The sequence below is a fragment of the Nocardioides pollutisoli genome (genome assembly GCF_040045055.1).
Lineage (GTDB): Bacteria > Actinomycetota > Actinomycetes > Propionibacteriales > Nocardioidaceae > Nocardioides > Nocardioides tweenelious.
In genome coordinates, this window is record NZ_JBDZDU010000001.1 from 145,550 (window position 1) to 165,979 (window position 20,430).

The window sequence follows — 20,430 nt, forward strand, 5'->3', positions numbered from 1 at the left end:
CTCGTCCGGTGACCTTGGATGGGCGAGGTGATCGTCCGCCTGCTCGCCGTCGCCGCTGTCGTCACCAGCACCCTCACCGTCGTCGGTGTCACGGCACCACCCGGCGTCGACGCCCCGGTGGCGGCCGCGGCCGAGCCGCAGCTGGGGTTGGTGGGGCCGACCCGGGCCGTCATCGGTGCACGCCTGCACCTGATCGTCGCGGGTGGTCCGAGCGACGCGGCGTACGCCTGGGACACCGACGGCGACGGGAGCTTCGAGACCAGCACCGGCGCCACCCCTGAGCTGGTGCTCGCGGCGCGGCCGTCGATGTCGAAGGTGGCGGTGCGTGCGGTCGGTCTCCGGACGTCCGCGACCGCACAGCTGCCCGTGAAGGTCGTCCGGCCGACGACGTCGGGCCTGATCGCCACCCCGCAGGACCCACGGCCGGGACAACAGGTGACGTTCCGGGTGCTGAGCCGCTCCGACTCCGAGCGGTTCGTCGCCTACGCCTGGGACGTCGAGGGAGTGCCCACCCAGCGCACCACCACGGCGATCGATGCTCCGAAGGGGGTCGCGAGCGCGGTCCAGCTCGCCCTCGACTCGAAGGGCACGGGCTACCAGGTCACCGCCGACCCGACCCTGACCGTGACCATGCCCGCGGGCAAGAAGAACGCCGACCGGGTGATCTCGGTGCACGTGAAGCCGATCTCCGAGAACGGCTCCCTGACCAACCTGTCCCGCGTCATCACCATGCGCCCGAACACCCCGAAGATCGGCGGACCCGACCCGACCGGCGGCAAGACCGTCGACTGCGACAACCCGCCAGCCCTGCTGATGATCCAGCTCGGCACGTGTGCGGCGATCGGCGTCTTCGACTCCGGTCTCCAGGGCGCCCCGATCCAGGTGCGGGACACGACCCCCGGGGTGAAGGGCTGCTACCCGATGGCCGACGACGAGATCGAGGTCAAGCAGACGAAGATCACCGAGCTCAAGAACCTCGCCTATCCCCCGCCGGACGCGATCGTCGGCAACCTTGACACGGTGGCCACCCCCGGCGGGTCCGGTGTGGTCGGCCGCGCGACCCCGTCGTACCGGCGCGGGAAGCAGGGCTGCCAGCCCATCGGCTCACGCACGCAGTCCTTCGACTTCGGGGACGGGAAGAAGCTGGTCATCCCCAACAGCGGCCAGGACTCGTCGAAGGGCTTCGTCTTCGAGCACACCTACGTGGACTCGGGCACCTACACGATCACGATGACCACCAAGGTCCCCTACTTCGGCGGCCAGAAGAAGGAGGGGTCGGCGCTCAAGGTGCGCTGGTTCACCGCCACCAAGTCCGCGAAGGTCACCGTCACCGAGGCCGCGTGCCACTCGCTCGACCTGCACGGGATCAGCGCCACACCTGTCTACGAGGGCTCGGCACTCGGCGACGGCAGCGGCGACCTGCTCGGCACCCCCTGCTTCATCCCGGAGACCTCGCTCGACGGGCACAAGGTCTACCGGCCCGAGCTGGGCTACTACGTGCGGCTCGGCAACCCCGTGACCGGCGTGACGCTGGTCGGCGACGACGTGCTCGTCGACCCCGAGCAGGGCACGATCACCTCACCCACGGGCTTCGTCGGCTACTACCGCTCGGCCGAGGGCAACGTCGGAGGCGCCGGCCGGGCCGCGACCCCGCTGACCACGGCGCTCGAGATCCCGGTCCCGGCGTACGACCCGCAGCTGGGCGCGACGGTCGCCGCCCTGCCCGCCCGGAGCACCGCCAACCAGGCGTTCGAGGGCCTCGACGTCACCTCGACGCAGGCGTTCCTCCAGCCCGGCGGGGCGCACGCGTTGCTGAAGGTCAGCACCTCGCTGCCCGCCCCGCTGAAGGGCGCGACGCCACCGGTCGTCCTCGACGGCTACCAACCGTGGACGCCGCCCGCGCAGGCGAGGGCCCGGGCGGAGCGCCGAGCGGAGGCCACCGCGATGCTGGGCGCCGCGGCGCCTGACACCGACTTCTCGATCGACCTCGCCGGGCTCGAGGTCGGCGGCTTCCAGATCAAGCAGGGGCTGCTCGCGCACAAGCTCACCGGCGGCTGGATCGCCGGGCTCGTGCTGGAGATCCCCGACATCGGCACCATCGACGCGCCGTACGTCCCGCCTCCCAGCGGCGACCCCAGCTCCCTGTGCCGTGACATCGACGGCCCGTCGGGGCTGCAGCTCGGCGCGGACGGCGGCTTCGACTTCGGCGGCGCCCAGCTCGAGCTCGCCAGCGAGCTGCCCCTCGGACCGGCCGGAGCGCCGTTCGCCGGGCTGAAGTGCCTGGCCGCGAGCGCCACGGGCGACCCGTTCGTCATCGTCGGCAAGGTGGGCGGCTCGGTCCCGAAGGACGGCTTCCTCAAGGTCGACGGCTGCGTGGCCTTCGGGGTGCTGGACGGCGGCCAGACCGGCGCCGGCTGCGACACCAGCTTCGTCGCACCGTCCGACCTGGTCTGGCTGCGTACGACGGGCACGGTCTCGCTCTCCGACTACCTCCGTCTCGGCTCGGGCTACGTCGACCTCCGGGTCGGCAGCGACTACGCCGCGGTGAGCATGGGCGGCGAGGCGCACTTCTCCTACGCCAACTTCACCGTCGACGTCGGCGTGGACGGCACGGTGGTCTTCGCCCCCTCGTTCGCGTTCGACCTGATCGGCCGGGCGCACATCTGCGCCGGCTTCGTGCTCGGGGACATCTGCGGCAACGTCCAGGGCGGGGTCTCGTCGAAGGGCTTCGGGGCGTGCTTCGACCTCGGCGGCATCGTCTACCTCTACGACTCGGGGTGGGACGTCTTCGTCGCCTCGTGCGACCTCAAGAGCTATCTCGGCGTCCAGAGCAACGTGCACCTGTCACGGCGCAGCGACTCCGCGGCCGTGACGATGCCGCCCAGCACCGCGAAGGCCGCGTTCGTCGTGCACTCGAGCTCGGGCCGGCCACCGCAGCTGCAGGTGGTCGCGCCGGACGGCACGGTGATCTCCGACGACGGCCGCGACGTGCAGCGGGGTGCCGGCGCCACGATCACCAAGTTCGCCACGGAGGCGACCACGACGGTCACCGTCGACGCGCCCGACCCCGGCAGCTGGCAGGTCCGGGCGCTGCCCGAGTCGCAGTGCGACCCACGCCGGTGCACGTCGTCCACCCCCGACATCACCGTCGACCTGCGCACCCCGATCCCCGACCCGGTCGTCACCGGCCAGGTCTCGGGCAGCGGCGACACGCGGGTCCTGACCTATGACGTCGACGCCGACCGCGACGACGAGGTCGTGCTCATGGAGAAGGGTGCGTTCGGCGCGCGGCAGCTCGGGGTGCTCGACCACGGCGCGAGCACCTTCCACCTGCCGCTCTCCGGCATCGCCGAGAAGCGCACCGTCACGGCCGTGGTCGAGCGCAACGGCGTGCCCTACAAGACGATCACGCTCGACACCTACCAGGCGCCGGCAGCACCGAAGCTGGTCGCCCCGAACGCCCTGACGCTGCGACCGAAGGGCGGCGACACCGCGGCGACCTGGCGTGCGGTGCCGGGGGCGCACGGGTACGTCGTCCGCGCCACGCTCACCGACGGTCGCACGCTGCGCCAGGTGGTCGACGGCACGTCGACGGTGCTGCGCGGGGTCACCACGTTCACCGCCGGCACCGTCAGCGTCTCGGCGGTCGGCAGCGTCGGTCGCGACAGCGCGTTCACCCGTCGCACGCTGGTCCCGGTGACCCGGGTCGAGCGGAGGCTGTGAGTCAGCCGCCGACGAACTCCGCCTTCCCGGGACCGTTCTCGACGAACGACTGCATGCCGATGGTGCGGTCCTGCGTGGCGAAGAGGGCTGCGAACTGCTGGCGCTCGATCTCGAGGCCGGTCTCCAGGTCGACCTCGATCCCGCGGTCGATGCTCTCCTTCGCAGCCCGGATGGCGTACGACGCGGCTCCCGAGAACTGCTTCGCCCAGGCGAGCGCCTCGTCGTAGACCGACTCGGCCGGGACGACCTTGTCGACCAGCCCGATCGCGAGCGCCTCGTCCGCCTTGACGAACCGGCCGCTGAAGATGATGTCCTTCGCCTTGCTCGGCCCGACCAGGCGCGTGAGGCGCTGGGTGCCCCCGGCGCCGGGGATGATGCCGAGCAGGATCTCGGGCTGCCCGAGGGTGGCGTTGTCGGCCGCGATCCGGACGTCGGCGCAGAGCGCGAGCTCGCAGCCGCCGCCGAGGGCGTAGCCGGTGATCGCGGCGACGACGGGCTTCGGGATGCGGGCGACGGCACCGAGGGCGGACTGCAGCGGGCCGGAGCGCTTGACCATGTCGGTGTAGGACATGTCGGCCATCTCCTTGATGTCCGCGCCGGCCGCGAAGACCCGCTCGCCGCCGTACACGACCACGGCCTTGACGTCGTCGCGCTCGGTGGCCTCCGTGGCGGCGGCGCGGATCTCCTCCTGCACCTGGACGTTCAGCGCGTTCATCTTCGGCCGGTCGAGCCGGATGGTGCCGACGCCGTCGGCCACCTCGAGCCTCACGAACTCACCCATCGCTGCTGTGCCACCTCTCTGTTGCGGACGCTTCTCCCTCGGCATGGTGCCAGCATCAGGGACAATGCCCACGTGAGCCCTGGCATCTGGACCCATCTCGGACAGCAGGCCAAGGTCTGGCCCGGGCGCAACTGGCCGTTGGGCTCGACCTGGTCGCCCGAGTCGACGAACTTCGCGGTCTACTCCCCCAACGCCACGGCCTGCTGGATCTGCGTCTTCGACGACGAGGGGGTCGAGACCCGCCACCAGCTCACCGAGCGCTCGCTCGGCATCTGGCACGGCGCGTTGCCCGGCATCGCCCCCGGCACCCGCTACGGCTACCGCGTGGACGGACCGTGGGAGCCGTCCCGCGGCTACCGCTTCAACCCCCACAAGCTGCTGCTCGACCCCTACGCCCAGGCCACCGCCGGCACGATGCGCCCCGAGCCGGCGATGTTCGGCTACCAGATCGGCTCGCCCGAGCTGCGCGACGAGCAGGACTCCGCGCCGTACAACGCACGCAGCGTCGTGGTCGACCCGGCCTTCGACTGGGACGGCGAGGTGCCGATGCGGCGCCGCTGGCGCGACACGGTGATCTACGAGCTGCACGTCAAGGGCTTCACCCAGCTGCACGACCGGGTGCCCGAGGAGCTGCGCGGGACGTACGCCGGGCTCGGGAGCCCCGCGGTGGTCGAGTACCTCCGCGACCTCGGCGTCACTGCCGTCGAGCTGCTGCCGATCCACCAGTTCTTCTCGGAGCCGGCGCTGCTCGAGCGGGGGCTGGTGAACTACTGGGGCTACAACACGATCAGCTACTTCTCCCCCGACGCCTCGTACAGCTCGTCGGGCGACCGGGGTCAGCAGGTCACCGAGTTCAAGCAGATGGTCAAGTCGCTGCACGCTGCCGGCATCGAGGTCATCCTCGACGTGGTCTACAACCACACCGCCGAGGGCGGGGCGCTCGGGCCGACGATCTCGTTCCGCGGCCTCGACGACCGCGGGTTCTACAAGCGGGTGCTGCCGACGACCGACAAGGACACCGGTATCAGCGTCTTCGACGACACCTACTGGGACGTCACCGGCTGCGGCAACACCGTCGACTCCAACGACCCGCTCGCGCTGCGGTTGATCCTCGACTCGCTGCGCTACTGGGTGACCGAGATGCACGTCGACGGCTTCCGCTTCGACCTGATGTCGGCGCTGACCCGCACCGGCTACGACATCGACATGAACTGCCGGCTGCTCGTCGCGATCGGCCAGGACCCGGTGCTGCGCCACGTGAAGCTGATCGCCGAGCCGTGGGACGCGTCGATGGACGGCTACCTCGTCGGAGGGATGCCGCCCCCGTGGGTGGAGTGGAACGACCAGTACCGCGACGAGATCCGCGACTTCTGGCGCAACCACTCGTCGGGCAACAGCACCGTCGCCACCCGGCTCGCCGGGTCGTCGGACCTGTACGCCGACGACGGGAGATCGGCGTACAACTCGATCAACTTCGTGACCGCGCACGACGGCTTCACCGTGCGCGACCTGGTGTCCTACGAGCAGAAGCACAACGAGGCGAACGGCGAGGACAACCGGGACGGCACCGACAACAACCGGTCGTGGAACCTCGGGCACGAGGGCGAGACCACCGACGAGTCACTGGTCGCCGTACGACGTCGCCAGGTGGCGAACATGATGGCCACCCTGTGCCTGTCCAACGGCGTCCCGATGATCACCGCCGGCGACGAGCGCGGTCGCACCCAGCGCGGCAACAACAACGCCTACTGCCAGGACAACGAGATCTCGTGGGTCGACTGGAGTCCCGACGACGCCTGGCTCGACGTCTACGAGATCACCAAGGCCGCGCTGCGGCTGCGACGCGAGCACCCCGCGCTGCGGCAGCGGCACTGGTTCGAGGGCCGGCCGACCATCCGCGGCGGTCCGAAGGACCTCGCCTGGCTGCACCCGTCGGGTCGCGAGATGACCGCCGACGACTGGCACGACCCGGACCTGCGCACGATCGGCATGTTCGTGTCCGGCGCCCCGCTCCGCGCGCCCGGCCGGCACGGCGAGCAGCAGGTCGACAAGTCCTTCATCCTCTGGTTCAACGCCGGCTGGCTGCCCGCCACCATCACGCTGCCCGAGAACGACTGGGTGCAGAAGGGCGAGGTCGTGCTCTCCACCGACTTCCGGCTGCCCGTCGGGACCCAGGTGCGCGCCGGCGACCGGCTCGCCATCGGCCGTCGTACGGTCGTCGTCCTCCGCGAGGCCTGACGGTCGAATCGAGACTTCCGTCAGTTCAATCGAGAGTTTCGTACGGCTCGACTGACGAAACTCTCGATTCGACCGACGGAAGTCTCGACTCAACCTTTAGGGCAGGGCGACGATGCCGAGCTCGGCGGGCGAGGCCAGCAGGTCGTTGCGCGGGATCACGCGGACGGTGTAACCGAAGGCGCCGGACTGGTCGAGGACCAGCTCGCCGTCGAAGCGGTGCCGCCCGGCCTCGTAGGACTCGGCGACGTGGAGCGGCTCGACCGTGGTCTCGGTCAGCTCGTCCTCGCCGTTGCTCCGGCCGTGGACCAGCTGCACCTCGACGTCGCTCGGCGACAGGTCGCCCAGCGCCACGAACGCGCGGACGCTCATCGCGTCGCCGACCTCGGGGGCGTCACCGACGCCGCTGCTCTCGACGTGCTCGACGCGTACGGCGGACCAGCCCGACCGGACCTTCTTCTTCCAGGCGGCGAGCTCGACAGCCCCGGCGTAGTCGGAGTTGAGCTCGCGGGCCGTCGTCGCGGCGGGCGTGTAGAGCTGGCGCACGTAGTCGCTGACCATCCGGGTGGCGAGCACCTTGGGGCCGAGCGACTTCAGCGTGTGGCGCGTCATCTCGAGCCAGCGGGTCGGGACACCCTCGGCATCGACGTCGTAGAAGCGCGGCGCGACCTCGTTCTCGATCAGGTCGTACAGCGCCGTGGCCTCGAGGTCGTCGCGGTGGTCGGGGTCGACGACACCGTCGGCGGACGGGATCGCCCAGCCGTTCTCGCCGTCGTACCACTCGTCCCACCAGCCGTCGAGGATCGACAGGTTGAGCCCACCGTTCAGCGCGGCCTTCATGCCAGAGGTGCCGCACGCCTCGTAGGGACGCAGCGGGTTGTTGAGCCAGACGTCGCAGCCGGGGTAGAGCGGCTGCGCCATCGCGATGTCGTAGTTGGGCAGGTAGGCGATCCGGTGGCGCAGCTCCGGGTCGTCGGCCAGCTGGACGATCGCCTGGATCAGCTTCTTGCCGCCGTCGTCGGCGGGGTGGGCCTTGCCGGCCATCACCAGCTGGATCGGGCGCTCGGGGTGGAGCAGCAGGCGCTTGAGCCGCTCGGGGTCGCGCAGCATCAGCGTCAGTCGCTTGTACGACGCGGCGCGGCGGGCGAACCCGATGGTGAGCACGTCGGGGTCGAGGGCGGTCTCGGTCCAGCCGAGCTCGGCCTTGGCCATGCCGCGCTTCTCGCACGACTTCGCCAGCCGCTTGCGGGCGTCGATGACGAGCCGCTCGCGAAGGTCGCGCTTGGTCGACCAGATGTCGACCGAGGGGATCTTGTCGACCGCGGCCCAGAAGGCCTCGGTGTCGTCGCCGTCCGGGTCGGCGCCCTCGCGCGCGGCCAGGGCGATCACCTCGCGGGCGACCCAGGTGGGCGCGTGCACGCCGTTGGTGATCGAGCCGATCGGGACCTCGGCCTCGTCGAAGGCCGGCCACAGGCCCTGGAACATCTCGCGGCTGACGTGACCGTGCAGCTGGGAGACGCCGTTGGCGCGCTGGGCGAGCCGGAAGCCCATCACCGCCATGTTGAAGACCGACGGGTCGCCGCCCTCGTAGTCCTCGCTACCGAGCGGCAGGATCCGCTCGACGGGTACGCCGGGGGTCGCGCCGGCCTCGCTGAAGTACTGCTCGACCAGGGATCGCGGGAAGCGGTCGATGCCGGCCGGGACCGGCGTGTGGGTGGTGAAGACGGTCGACGCGCGGCCGACCTCGAGCGCGGTGTCGAAGTCGAGCTTCGGGCCACCCTCGGCCACGGTCAGCTCGCGGATCCGCTCCAGGCCGAGGAAGCCGGCGTGGCCCTCGTTGGTGTGGAACACCTCGGGCGCTGCGTGGCCGGTGATCCGCGAGAAGACGCGCAGCGCGCGGACGCCGCCGACGCCGAGGAGCAGCTCCTGGCGCAGCCGGTGCTCGCTGTTGCCGCCGTACAGGCGGTCGGTCACGTCGCGGTAGTGGTCGGGGTTGCCCTCGACGTCGGTGTCGAGCATCAGCAGCGGCACCCGGCCGACGCTGGCGACCCAGATCCGGGCCAGCAGGTCGGGGCCGTCGGGCATCGCGATGGTGATCGTCGCGCGCTCGCCGTTCTCCTCGCGCAGCAGCGAGATCGGCAGACCGTCGGGGTCGAGGACGGGGTAGGTCTCCTGCTGCCAGCCCTCACGGGACAGCGACTGCTTGAAGTAGCCGTGCTTGTAGAGGAGGCCGACGCCGACGATGGGGACACCGAGGTCGCTGGCGGCCTTGAGGTGGTCCCCGGCCAGGATGCCGAGCCCGCCGGAGTACTGCGGGAGCACGGCGGTGATGCCGAACTCCGGAGAGAAGTAGCCGATCGCCGCCGGACCGGCGTCGCCGGCCGCGAGGCGACGCTGGTACCAGCGGTCGCCGGTCAGATAGGACTCGAGATCGGCGCGCGCGCCGGCGAGACGGTCGAGGAACGACGAGTCGGCCGCGAGCTGCTCCAGCCGGGCCCGGCCGACGGCGCCGAGCAGCTTGACCGGGTCACGCCCGGTCGACTCCCACAGCGGCGCGTCGACGGCCTCGAAGACGTCCTGGGTCTCGGGGTGCCACGACCAGCGCAGGTTGCCTGCGAGATCGCCCAGCGCGGTGAGCGCGGCGGGCAGCACGGGACGGACGGTGAAACGACGAATGGCACGCACGGACGGACGGTAGCGCGAATCTTTGAACGATCCAAGACAAACCGGAGAAGCCGGTCGGACGGGTTCACATAACGAACGGACCCGGGTGCCGTTGTCACCGGCATGACACTCCGCGCGCACCGCGCCCGCCTTGCCACCGGGGCCCTCGGCGTCCTCGTCGTCGCCCTCGCCCCCGGTCTGATGCAGCTCCCCGCCACCGCGGGCAGCTCCCCGTCATCCGCGCAGCCCGGCCCCACCCCGGCCGTCAGCCGCACGATCGGCGACCCGGTCCACGGGCTCTCCGACATCGACGTCCGTGGCGTCGTCCGGCCCTCCGCCCAGCAGCGGCAGGCCGTGCGCGCGCTCGGCGGCGTCCACCTGCGCTGGAACGACTTCGGTACGCCGGCCTCGATCCTCCCGACCGACGGCTCGCTCGGCGCGGCCACCGGCACGCCGGCCGCCGCCGCCCGCCGCTGGGTCGCGGGCCACGCCGCTCTCCTCGGGCTGACCGCCACCCAGGTCGACGGCCTGACCCTGGTCAACGACCAGCGGCTGGTCGACACCGGCGCCCACGCGGTGATCCTCAGCCAGACCTTCGACGGGCTCCTGCCCGCGTCGGGCAGCCTGGTCACCGTCGGGATCGCCCGCGGTCAGGTCACCTACGTGTCGTCGTCCCTGACCCGCACGACCGGCACCCCCGTCGCCAGCACCGTCTCCCCGCTGCAGGGCTGGCTCGCGGCCGCGGCCAACGTCGGTCTCGGCGTCCCGGCGGCCAAGGTCGGCGACATCGTCGCGGCCGTCTCCGGCGGCTGGACCCACCTCACGGTCCCTGGCTTCGCCCAGGAGCAGACCGTCCGACTGCGTGCCCTCGCGCTCGCCGACGGCTCCGTCCGCCCGGTCCTCGAGGCCAACGTGGTCGACGTCGCCGGTGGCGCTGCCGCGGCGTACCGCGTGCTCGTCGACGGCGTCAGCAAGGACGTGCTCGTGCGTCAGAACGCGGTCGACAACGCGATGTACACCAACGTCTTCCAGGGCACGGTCAGCAACACCGCGTGCGGCCCGAAGCACGCCTTCGAGCTCGACGACGACCTGACCCAGACCCTCACCGCCACGGCCCTCGCGGCGCCGAGCGACGACACCACGATCACCTTCGACGGCCCCGGCGGCCTGCACGAGACGACCGACCTGGCGACCAGCCCCGAGGTCGCGACCGTGTCCGACCCCGACGGCTTCCCGAAGGGCACCTACACCGCCCAGGTCTGCCCCTTCGACGACGCGTCGATCACCGTCGGCCAGTACGCCGTGCTGGTCGCCACCAGCGACTCCGGCACCCCGTCCACGGGCGACGTCGGCATCGACCCGCAGTGGCGCTACTTCACCGCCAACCCGAACCTCTCCTCCACCAAGGTCGGCACCCCGCTGACCAACTCGGTCGTCGGCTGCTGGACCGGCGGAGCCGACACCTGCACGACGCCGAACGGCCCGCTCGCCAACAGCGCGCCGAACGACGGCCCGTGGGACACCCTCGGCGGCGCTCCCACCATGACGACGGTCGGCAACAACGCCAACACCCACGAGGCGTGGCTCAACCCGCTGGCCGCGGGTGGCACCCTCCAGGCGCCGGTCTCCCCGACCCGCGACTACACGACCGACTTCACCGACGTGTGGAACGAGTCGGGCTGCGACCCGACCCAGCTGGTCCCGGGCGGCAACGACATCAACCAGGTCGTGACCAACCTGTTCGTGTCCCACAACCGGATGCACGACTACGCCTACTACCTGGGCTTCACCGAGGACAACTACAACCTGCAGCTCAGCAACCGCGGCCACGGCGGCGTCGGCGGCGACCAGGAGGTCGGCAACGCCCAGGCCGGCGCGATCACCGGCGGCCAGCCGCTCGAGCTCGGTCGCGACAACGCCAACCAGATCACGCTCAACGACGGCGTTCCCGGGATCACCAACCAGTACCTCTTCCAGCCGCTCGCCGGAGCCTTCTACTCCCCCTGCACCGACGGCGCGCTCGACATGAGCATCGTCGGGCACGAGTACACCCACGCCATCTCCAACCGGATGATCGGCGGCCCGGACGACGGCATCACGTCCGAGCAGGGTGGCGCGATGGGCGAGTCGTGGGGCGATCTCAACGCGGCTGAGTACATGTTCGCCAACGGCTACTCGACGGGCACCAGCCCGTGGGTGGTCGGTCCCTACGCGACCGGCAACCCGACCTCGGGCATCCGCGACTACCCGATCGACGCCAACCCGCTCAACTACTCGGACTACGGCTTCGACACCACCGGCCCCGAGGTCCACGCGGACGGCGAGATCTGGAACGGCACGCAGTGGCAGGTCCGCCAGGCGCTCGTCGACCAGTGGAACAAGAAGTACCCGTACGCCGACAAGGCGCTGCAGAAGCGCTGCGCGACGGCGAAGGGTGCCCAGAGCCCGCTGCCGGCCGACCTCTGCCCGGGCAACCGGCGCTGGATCCAGCTCGTCTACGACGCCTTCCTCCTGCAGCAGGGCGCCACGTCGATGCTCGACGCCCGCGACGCGATGATCGCTGCCGACACGATGCGCTTCGACGGGGCCGACCTGACCTCGCTGTGGGCGGCGTTCGCCAAGCGCGGCATGGGTGCCGACGCGAGCACCCCGGACTCCGACTCCGACCAGCCGACACCGAGCTTCGCCTCACCGCGGTCCAAGAACGGCACCGTGCACTTCGTCAGCTCCGTGCCCGGCAAGGTCTACGTCGGGCGCTACGAGGCCCGCGTGACTCCGGTCGGCAAGACCGAGAAGTTCACCCCGGGTCGCTACCAGATGCTCTTCGTGTCTCCCGGCACCGGCTTCAAGCGGTTCGCGATGTCCGTCGAGCCGGGCCAGCAGACGGTGCGGATCACCACGTCGAAGAACCTCGCCGCCGCGAAGTCCGGCGCCTCGGTCATCGCCTCGACCGACGGGTCGCTCAACCCGGAGGCACTGATCGACGGCACCGAGGACACCAACTGGGGAGGGGTCACTGCCGACAACGTCGACGCGACGAACCCCTTCGTCACGGTCGACCTGGCGGGCTCGAAGCCGCGGAGCATCCACCGGGTCCAGGTCAGCGCGATGCTGCACGCGGCGCCCGCCGACCCCAACGAGCTGCCGCTCGCGGCCGACCCCGACTCGGGCTCGCGCTTCACCGCACTGCGCCAGTTCGCGCTCGAGGCCTGCGTGAAGAGCTGCTCGTCGCCGAACGCCACCTGGAAGCGGTTCTTCACCTCGAAGCCCGACGCCTTCCCGGCGGTCCTCCCCCGGCCGGTCGCCCCCGACCTGACGCTGCGCTCCTTCGCCGTCCCCACCACGAAGGCGGCCGCGATCCGGTTCGTCGTGCTCGAGAACCAGTGCACCGGCTATGCCGGCTACGCCGGTGAGCAGGACAACGACCCGGCCAACGACACCGACTGCAAGACGGCGTCCGACCGCGGCACGATCGTCCACGCCGCCGAGCTCCAGGTGTACTGACCGCCTCACTGGTTGAGGAGGTTGCGCTAGCAACCGTCTCGAAACCCCGGTAGCCGACGTGACCGCGTTGGCTGCGGGGGTCTCGAGACGGTCGCTGCGCGACCTCCTCAGCCGCCGGTTGTTTCCCAACTGCATTCACGGGTACGTCGTACCTGTCGGCATCGCTGACTTGTCCTTCGTGCCCGCACTCTCGCTAAGTTGGAGCAATGGTCGGACGCATCCCCGTCATGAACGTCTCCCCGTTGGTCGATCTCGGCCGACAACCCGCCAAGGCAACTGTCGGCGAGCCCTTTCCGGTGACGGCGAGCGTCTTCCGGGAGGGCCACGACAAGCTCGGCGCCGAGGTGGTCCTCACCGGCCCGGACGGTCGCCGGCGCGCCCCCGTGCGGATGACCCAGGACGCCGAGGTCCCCGACCTCTACACCGCCTGGGTGACGCCGGACCTGCCCGGGGCGTGGAGCTTCGAGGTCGCGGCCTGGTCGAGCCCGCTCGACACGTGGTTCCACGACGGTCCCGTCAAGATCCGGGCCGACGTCGACGTCGAGCTGATGTTCACCGAGGGTGCGCTGCTGCTCAAGCGCGTGCTCGCCTCGCTGGACAAGAAGGACCCCGGATCGGCGGACGCCGCCCAGCTCATCGACGGCGCGATCGAAGCGGCCTCGGACCGGAAGCGCCCGACGGCCGCGCGCCTCGCCGCGATGGAGGACCCCCGCCTCGTGGCGGTCGTCCGGAGCCACCCGATCCGCGAGCTGCTCACGATCGAGGGGCCCTACCCGGCGTACGCCGACCGCGAGCGCGCGCTCTTCAGCAGCTGGTACGAGTTCTTCCCGCGCTCCGAGGGCGCGACCAAGCACCCCACGACCGGCAAGATCACCAGCGGCAGCTTCAAGACCGCCGCCAAGCGGCTCGACGCGGTCGCCGCGATGGGCTTCGACGTGATCTACCTGCCCCCGATCCACCCGATCGGCGAGGTCAACCGCAAGGGCCCCAACAACACGCTGACGCCCGGACCCGACGACCCCGGCTCGCCGTGGGCGATCGGCTCCAAGCAGGGCGGCCACGACGCGATCCACCCGGACCTCGGCACGTTCGACGACTTCGACGCGTTCGTCAGCCGCGCCAACGGCCTCGGCCTCGAGGTCGCTCTCGACCTCGCGCTGCAGGCCGCGCCCGACCACCCCTGGGTGACCTCCCACCCGGAGTGGTTCACGACCCGCGCGGACGGCACCATCGCCTACGCCGAGAACCCCCCGAAGAAGTACCAGGACATATACCCGGTCAACTTCGACAACGACCCCAGCGGGATCTGCCAGGAGGTGCTGCGGATCGTCCGGCTCTGGATGTCGCACGGTGTGCGCATCTTCCGGGTCGACAACCCCCACACCAAGCCCGTCGCCTTCTGGGAGTGGCTGCTCAAGGAGGTGCGCGCGACCGACCCCGACGTGCTCTTCCTGGCCGAGGCGTTCACCCGCCCGGCGATGATGCGCGGCCTCGGTGCGATCGGCTTCCAGCAGTCCTACACGTACTTCACGTGGCGCACCGCCAAGTGGGAGATCGAGGAGTACCTCACCGAGCTCTCCCACGAGACCGACCACCTGATGCGGCCGAACTTCTTCGTCAACACGCCCGACATCCTCCACGCCTTCCTCCAGTACGGCGGGCCCGCGGCCTTCAAGATCCGGGCCGCGATCGCCGCCACCGGCTCCCCCAGCTGGGGCGTGTACGCCGGCTACGAGCTGTACGAGCACGTCGCGGTCCGCCCCGGCAGCGAGGAGTACCTCGACTCGGAGAAGTACCAGATCCGCATCAGGGACTGGGATGCCGCCGACCGTGAGGGCCACACGCTCGCGCCGTACCTCACCCGTCTCAACGAGATCCGTCGCCAGCACCCCGCGCTGCAGCGGCTGCGCAACGTGACGATCCACCACAGCGACGACGAGAACGTCCTGGTCTTCTCGAAGGCCGCTGACCTCACCAACGGGCAGAGCGACACCGTGATCGTCGTCGTCAACGTCGACCCGCACGCCACCCGCGAGACGATGGTCCACCTCGATCTCGCGGCCGCCGGCCTCCCGGCCTCCTTCGTCGCCCACGACGAGATCACCGGCGAGGACTGGACCTGGAGCGAGCACAACTACGTCCGGCTCGACCCCCACCACGAACCCGCCCACATCCTCAGCGTCAGGAGCCCCCGTTGACCTCGGGCATCGACGAATCCACCCCCGACTGGTTCAAGAGCGCCGTCTTCTACGAGGTGCTCGTCCGCGCGTTCCGCGACTCGAACGCCGACGGCACCGGCGACTTCCGCGGCCTGGTCGAGAAGCTCGACTACCTGCAGTGGCTGGGGGTCGACTGCCTCTGGATCCCGCCGTTCTTCCCGAGCCCGTTGCGCGACGACGGCTACGACGTCGCCGACTACACCGGCGTGCACCCCGAGATCGGCACCATCGAGGACTTCCGCTTCTTCCTCGGCGAGGCGCACAAGCGCGGCTTGCGCGTGATCATCGACTTCGTCATGAACCACACGAGTGACCAGCACCCGTGGTTCCAGGCATCGCGGTCCGACCCCGAAGGCCCGTACGGCGACTTCTACGTCTGGTCGGACACCGACGAGCTCTACGAGGAGGCCCGGGTCATCTTCGTCGACACCGAGCCGTCCAACTGGACCTGGGACCCGGTGCGCCAGCAGTACTTCTGGCACCGGTTCTTCTCCCACCAACCGGACCTCAACTTCGACAACCCGGCCGTCCACGACGCGATCATCGACGCGATCCGCTTCTGGATGGACATGGGCATGGACGGCTTCCGGCTCGACGCCGTGCCCTACCTCTACGAGCGTCCGGGCACCAACGGCGAGAACCTGCCGGAGACCCATGACTTCCTCAAGAAGGTGCGCAAGGTCGTCGACGACGAGTACCCCGGCCGGGTGCTGCTCTGCGAGGCCAACCAGTGGCCCGAGGACGTCGTGGACTACTTCGGCGACCCGGCGGTCGGCGGCGACGAGTGCCACATGGCCTTCCACTTCCCGGTGATGCCGCGCATCTTCATGGCGGTGCGCCGTGAGTCCCGCTTCCCGATCTCGGAGATCCTCGAGCAGACGCCGGCCATCCCGGACAGCTGCCAGTGGGGCATCTTCCTGCGCAACCACGACGAGCTGACGCTCGAGATGGTCACCGACGAGGACCGCGACTACATGTGGGGCGAGTACGCCAAGGACCCCCGGATGAAGGCCAACATCGGCATCCGCCGGCGGCTGGCGCCGTTGCTCGACAACGACACCAACCAGATCGAGCTCTTCAACGCGCTGCTGCTCTCGCTGCCCGGGTCGCCGTGCCTCTACTACGGCGACGAGATCGGGATGGGCGACAACATCTGGCTCGGCGACCGCGACGGCGTACGCACTCCCATGCAGTGGACCGCCGACCGCAACGCCGGCTTCTCCTCGGCGACGCCCGGCAAGCTCGACCGCCCGGTGATCCAGGACCCCGTCTTCGGCTACCAGTCCGTCAACGTCGAGGCCCAGCTCGAGAACTCCTCGTCGCTGCTCCACTGGACGCGCCGGATGATCCACGTGCGCCGCAACCACGCAGCCTTCGGGCGCGGCGAGTTCCACGACCTCGGCGGCTCCAACTCGACGGTGCTCTCCTACGTCCGGGAGTACGTCGACCCCGACGGCCGCGAGGACCTGATCCTCTGCGTCAACAACCTCTCCCGCTTCCCGCAGCCGGTCGAGCTCGACCTGCGCCGCTTCGAGGGACGACGTCCCGTCGAGCTGCTCGGCGGGGTGCCGTTCCCGGAGATCGGCGAGCTGCCCTACCTGCTGACGCTGGCCGGCTACGGCTTCTACTGGTTCCGACTGACCGCCCCCGAGGAGACCGAGGAGGGGCTGTTGCTGTGAGCACCACCACCGAGCCCGATGTCTACGTCCGATATCTCGAGCGCACCCGCTGGTTCGGCGGCAAGGGCCGCCCCTTCGAGGTGACCGCCGTACGCCGCATCGGCGAGGTCCCGGGATCCGCGGAGGACGGCCCCCGGGTCGTGATCCAGCTCGTCGACGTCACCTACGGCGACGCCCAGGGCGGCACCGAGACCTACCAGGTGCCCCTGGTCTTCTACACCGATCCCGAGACCCGGCTCGACCACGCCTTCCTCGGCTGGTGGGAGGAGCCTGACTACGGCTGGGTGCATGCCTACGACGCACTCCACGACCGCGAGGCGATGGCGCTGTGGCTGCGCGCCTTCGACCACGCGGGCGCCGAGAGCGGCGGCAACGAGACCGACCTGCCGAGCGGGCTCGCCTTCCACCGGCTGCCCGGTCACGACCTCGACCTCGACACCCACTCGACGCTCTTCTCCGGCGAGCAGTCCAACTCGTCGGTCGCCTTCGGCGAGGACTCGTTGATGAAGGTGTTCCGCAAGATCACGCCGGGGGTCAACCCCGACATCCGGGTCCACGACGTGCTGACCCGCGCGGGCTCCGACAAGATCGCCTCGCTCTACGGCTGGCTGGACTGGGTCGACTGGGAGAACGACAAGAAGCCCGACGACGGCACCACCGTCCAGCTCGCGATGCTCCAGCAGTTCCTGCGCACGGCCAGCGACGGCTGGGACCTGGCGCTCTCGAGCGCCCGCAACCTCTACGCCGAGGCCGACCTGCACGCCCACGAGGCGGGCGGCGACTTCGCCGGCGAGGCGTCCCGCCTGGGCGAGGCGCTGCGCGAGGTGCACGCGGTCCTGGCCGAGCACTTCCCGACCGAGCAGCGCGGCGCCGAGGCGGCCGTCGAGCTCGCCGACGCGATGACCACTCGGCTCGACGAGGCGCTCGCGGTGGTGCCCGAGCTCGCCGCGCACGCCGACGCCCTGCGCGCGACGTACGACAAGGTGCGCCAGCTGCCCCGGCTCGAGGTGCAGCAGGTCCACGGCGACCTCCACCTCGGCCAGACCCTGCGCACCAGCCTGGGCTGGAAGATCGTCGACTTCGAGGGTGAGCCGGCCCGACCGCTCGCCGAGCGCCTGCTGCCCGACTCGCCCTGGCGCGACGTCGCCGGGATGCTGCGCTCCTTCGACTACGCACCCCGGGTCGTCGAGCGCTCCTTCGCCGAGGACGACGCCGAGGGTGCACCCCAGCGCGCCTACCGCGCCGACGAGTGGGCGCACCGCAACCACAACCACTTCCTGGTCGCCTATGCGGGGGGCGAGCTGACCACCGAGCAGCGCGTCCTCCTCGATGCGTACGTCGCCGACAAGGCGGTCTACGAGACCGTGTACGAGACCCGCAATCGCCCGGCGTGGGTGGCGATCCCACTCGCCGCCGTGGCCCGGATCGGAGCCGCATGACCGTCAAGCCCGTCGACACCGCCGAGCTGCACCAGATCGCCCACGGCGAGCACGGCCAGCCGCACGGGGTGCTCGGACCCCATCCCTACGAGGGCGCGGTGACGGTGCGGGTGCTCAGGCCGCTCGCGGCCAGCGTCGTCGTCCGCTGGGCCGACGGCGAGGTCGCGCTCACCCACGAGCACGAGGGCGTCTGGGTCGGCGTCGTGCCGCTCCCCGACGTCCCCGACTACCGGGTCGCGGTCTCGTACGGCGCCGACGAGATCGTCGTCGACGACCCCTACCGCTTCCTGCCGACCCTCGGCGAGGTCGACCTCCACCTGATCAACGAGGGCCGCCACGAGCAGCTGTGGGAGGTGCTCGGCGCCCACGTGCACCACTACCCCGGCGCCCTGGAGTCGGTGACCGGTACGGCGTTCGCCGTCTGGGCGCCGTCCGCGCGGGCGATCCGGATCAAGGGCGACTTCAACAGCTGGGACGGTCGCGAACACCCCATGCGCCAGCTCGGCACGTCCGGCGTGTGGGAGCTCTTCGTCCCCGGCGTGGGCAGCGGCACGGCGTACAAGTACGTCATCCTCGGCCCCGACGGCGAGTGGCGCGAGAAGGCCGACCCGATGGCGTCGTGGGCCGAGAAGCCCGCCGACACGGCCTCCAAGGTCTACGAGTCCGGCTACGCGTGGGGCGACGACGCGTGGCTCGCCGCGCGGGCCGAGCGCAACCCGGTCAACGAGCCGATGAGCATCTACGAGATGCACCTCGGCTCGTGGAAGAAGCACCACGACGGCCGCTACTGGTCGTGGGCCGAGCTCGCCGACGAGCTCCCGGCGTACGTCGCGGACCTGGGCTTCACCCACGTCGAGCTGATGCCGGTCATGCAGCACCCGTTCGGCGGCTCGTGGGGCTACCACGTGACGTCGTACTTCGCGCCGGACGCGCGCTTCGGCGATCCCGACGGCTTCCGGCTGCTCGTCGACCGCCTCCACCAGGCCGGGGTCGGCGTGATCCTCGACTGGGTGCCCGGCCACTTCGCGACCGACGAGTGGGCGCTGGCCCGCTTCGACGGGACGCCGCTCTACGAGGACCCCAACCCGCAGCGCGGGTGGCACAAGGAGTGGGGCTCCCACATCTTCAACTTCGGGCGCCGCGAGGTCCGCAACTTCCTCTACGCCAACGCGATCTACTGGCTCCAGGAGTTCCACGCCGACGGTCTGCGCGTCGACGGCGTCGCGTCGATGCTCTACCTCGACTACGCCCGCGAGGACGGCGAGTGGTCGCCCAACATCCACGGCGGTCACGAGAACCTCGAGGCCATGCAGTTCCTGCAGGAGATGAACGCGACGGCGTACAAGCGGGTCCCGGGCATCACCACGATCGCCGAGGAGTCGACGTCCTGGCCGGGCGTCACGAAGCCCACGGCGGTCAACGGCCTCGGCTTCGGCTTCAAGTGGAACATGGGCTGGATGCACGACTCGCTCGACTACATGGCCAACGACCCCGTGCACCGCGCCTACCACCACGGCGAGATGACGTTCTCCCTCGTCTACGCCTACTCCGAGAACTTCGTGCTGCCGCTCTCGCACGACGAGGTCGTCCACGGCAAGGGCTCGCTGCTGCGCAAGATGCCGGGCGACCGGTGGCAGCAGCTCGCCAACCTGCGTGCCTACCTGGCCTTCATGTGGGCGCACCCCGGCAAGCAGCTCCTCTTCATGGGCATCGAGCTCGGCCAGGAGTCCGAGTGGGCCGAGTCACGCGAGCTCGACTGGTGGCTGCTCGACCACCCCGAGCACCGGGGCGTCTCGATGCTGGTCCGCGACCTCAACACGGCGTACGTCGAGACTCCGGCTGCCTGGTCGCGCGACAACGACCCCGACGGCTTCGCCTGGATCGACGCCAACGACGCCGGTCGCAACACCTTCTCCTTCATCCGGCGCGGGTCCGGCGACACGCCTGACCTGGTGTGCGTCTCGAACTTCGCGGCGGTGCCCCACGACGACTACCGGCTGGGCCTGCCCTCGGCCGGTGAGTGGGAGGAGGTCCTCAACACCGACGCCGAGGCCTACACCGGTTCGGGGGTCGGCAACTTCGGCTCCATCACCGCCGTGGAGGGTGCGTGGTCGGGCCAGCCCGCCCACGCCACCATCGTCGTACCGCCCCTCGCGACGGCCTGGTTCCGGCGCAAGGCCTGACCA

9 protein-coding genes are annotated in these 20,430 nt (G+C 70.4%); 7 read left to right on the plus strand and 2 right to left on the minus strand.

The features are described from left to right. The first annotated feature begins 27 nt into the window (after window positions 1-27). Complete coding sequence (locus tag ABLE68_RS00685; RefSeq protein ID WP_348869137.1) at window positions 28-3,723, plus strand: hypothetical protein; 3,696 nt, start codon at window positions 28-30, stop codon at window positions 3,721-3,723. A 1-nt stretch (window position 3,724) separates the two neighbouring features. On the opposite strand, the gene ABLE68_RS00690 is transcribed toward ABLE68_RS00685, so the two are convergent. Beyond that, window positions 3,725-4,492, minus strand: coding sequence for an enoyl-CoA hydratase/isomerase family protein (locus ABLE68_RS00690; RefSeq protein ID WP_425475601.1), 768 nt, complete (start codon window positions 4,490-4,492; stop codon window positions 3,725-3,727). Between the two features lie 84 nt (window positions 4,493-4,576). Here ABLE68_RS00690 and glgX point away from each other — a divergent pair, with 84 nt between their 5' ends. After that, window positions 4,577-6,742, plus strand: coding sequence for a glycogen debranching protein GlgX (glgX, locus tag ABLE68_RS00695; RefSeq protein WP_348869139.1), 2,166 nt, complete (start codon window positions 4,577-4,579; stop codon window positions 6,740-6,742). A gap of 96 nt (window positions 6,743-6,838) precedes the next feature. Here the strand turns inward: glgX and glgP are convergent, their stop codons facing one another. Further along, the gene (glgP, locus tag ABLE68_RS00700; protein WP_348869140.1) at window positions 6,839-9,424 is read right to left on the minus strand and encodes an alpha-glucan family phosphorylase; all 2,586 of its coding nucleotides are present in this window, start codon (window positions 9,422-9,424) and stop codon (window positions 6,839-6,841) included. A gap of 102 nt (window positions 9,425-9,526) precedes the next feature. Here glgP and ABLE68_RS00705 point away from each other — a divergent pair, with 102 nt between their 5' ends. From ABLE68_RS00705 to glgB, 5 genes are all read left to right on the plus strand, one after another. Further along, window positions 9,527-12,907, plus strand: coding sequence for a M36 family metallopeptidase (locus tag ABLE68_RS00705; RefSeq protein ID WP_348869141.1), 3,381 nt, complete (start codon window positions 9,527-9,529; stop codon window positions 12,905-12,907). A gap of 206 nt (window positions 12,908-13,113) precedes the next feature. After that, a complete protein-coding gene (locus tag ABLE68_RS00710) occupies window positions 13,114-15,105 on the plus strand; it encodes an alpha-1,4-glucan--maltose-1-phosphate maltosyltransferase (RefSeq protein WP_348869142.1) in 1,992 nt (663 codons plus the stop codon). Further along, window positions 15,102-16,805 (plus strand): maltose alpha-D-glucosyltransferase, encoded by a 1,704-nt coding sequence (treS, locus tag ABLE68_RS00715; RefSeq protein WP_348869143.1) that lies wholly within the window; start codon window positions 15,102-15,104, stop codon window positions 16,803-16,805. The genes ABLE68_RS00710 and treS overlap by 4 nt, the downstream gene beginning before the upstream one ends. Then, window positions 16,802-18,244, plus strand: a complete 1,443-nt coding sequence (locus ABLE68_RS00720; RefSeq protein ID WP_348869144.1) for a maltokinase N-terminal cap-like domain-containing protein — start codon at window positions 16,802-16,804, stop codon at window positions 18,242-18,244. Before treS ends, ABLE68_RS00720 begins: the two co-directional genes overlap by 4 nt. Continuing rightward, window positions 18,241-20,427, plus strand: coding sequence for a 1,4-alpha-glucan branching protein GlgB (gene glgB / locus ABLE68_RS00725; RefSeq protein WP_348869145.1), 2,187 nt, complete (start codon window positions 18,241-18,243; stop codon window positions 20,425-20,427). The genes ABLE68_RS00720 and glgB overlap by 4 nt, the downstream gene beginning before the upstream one ends. Window positions 20,428-20,430: the final 3 nt, after the last annotated feature.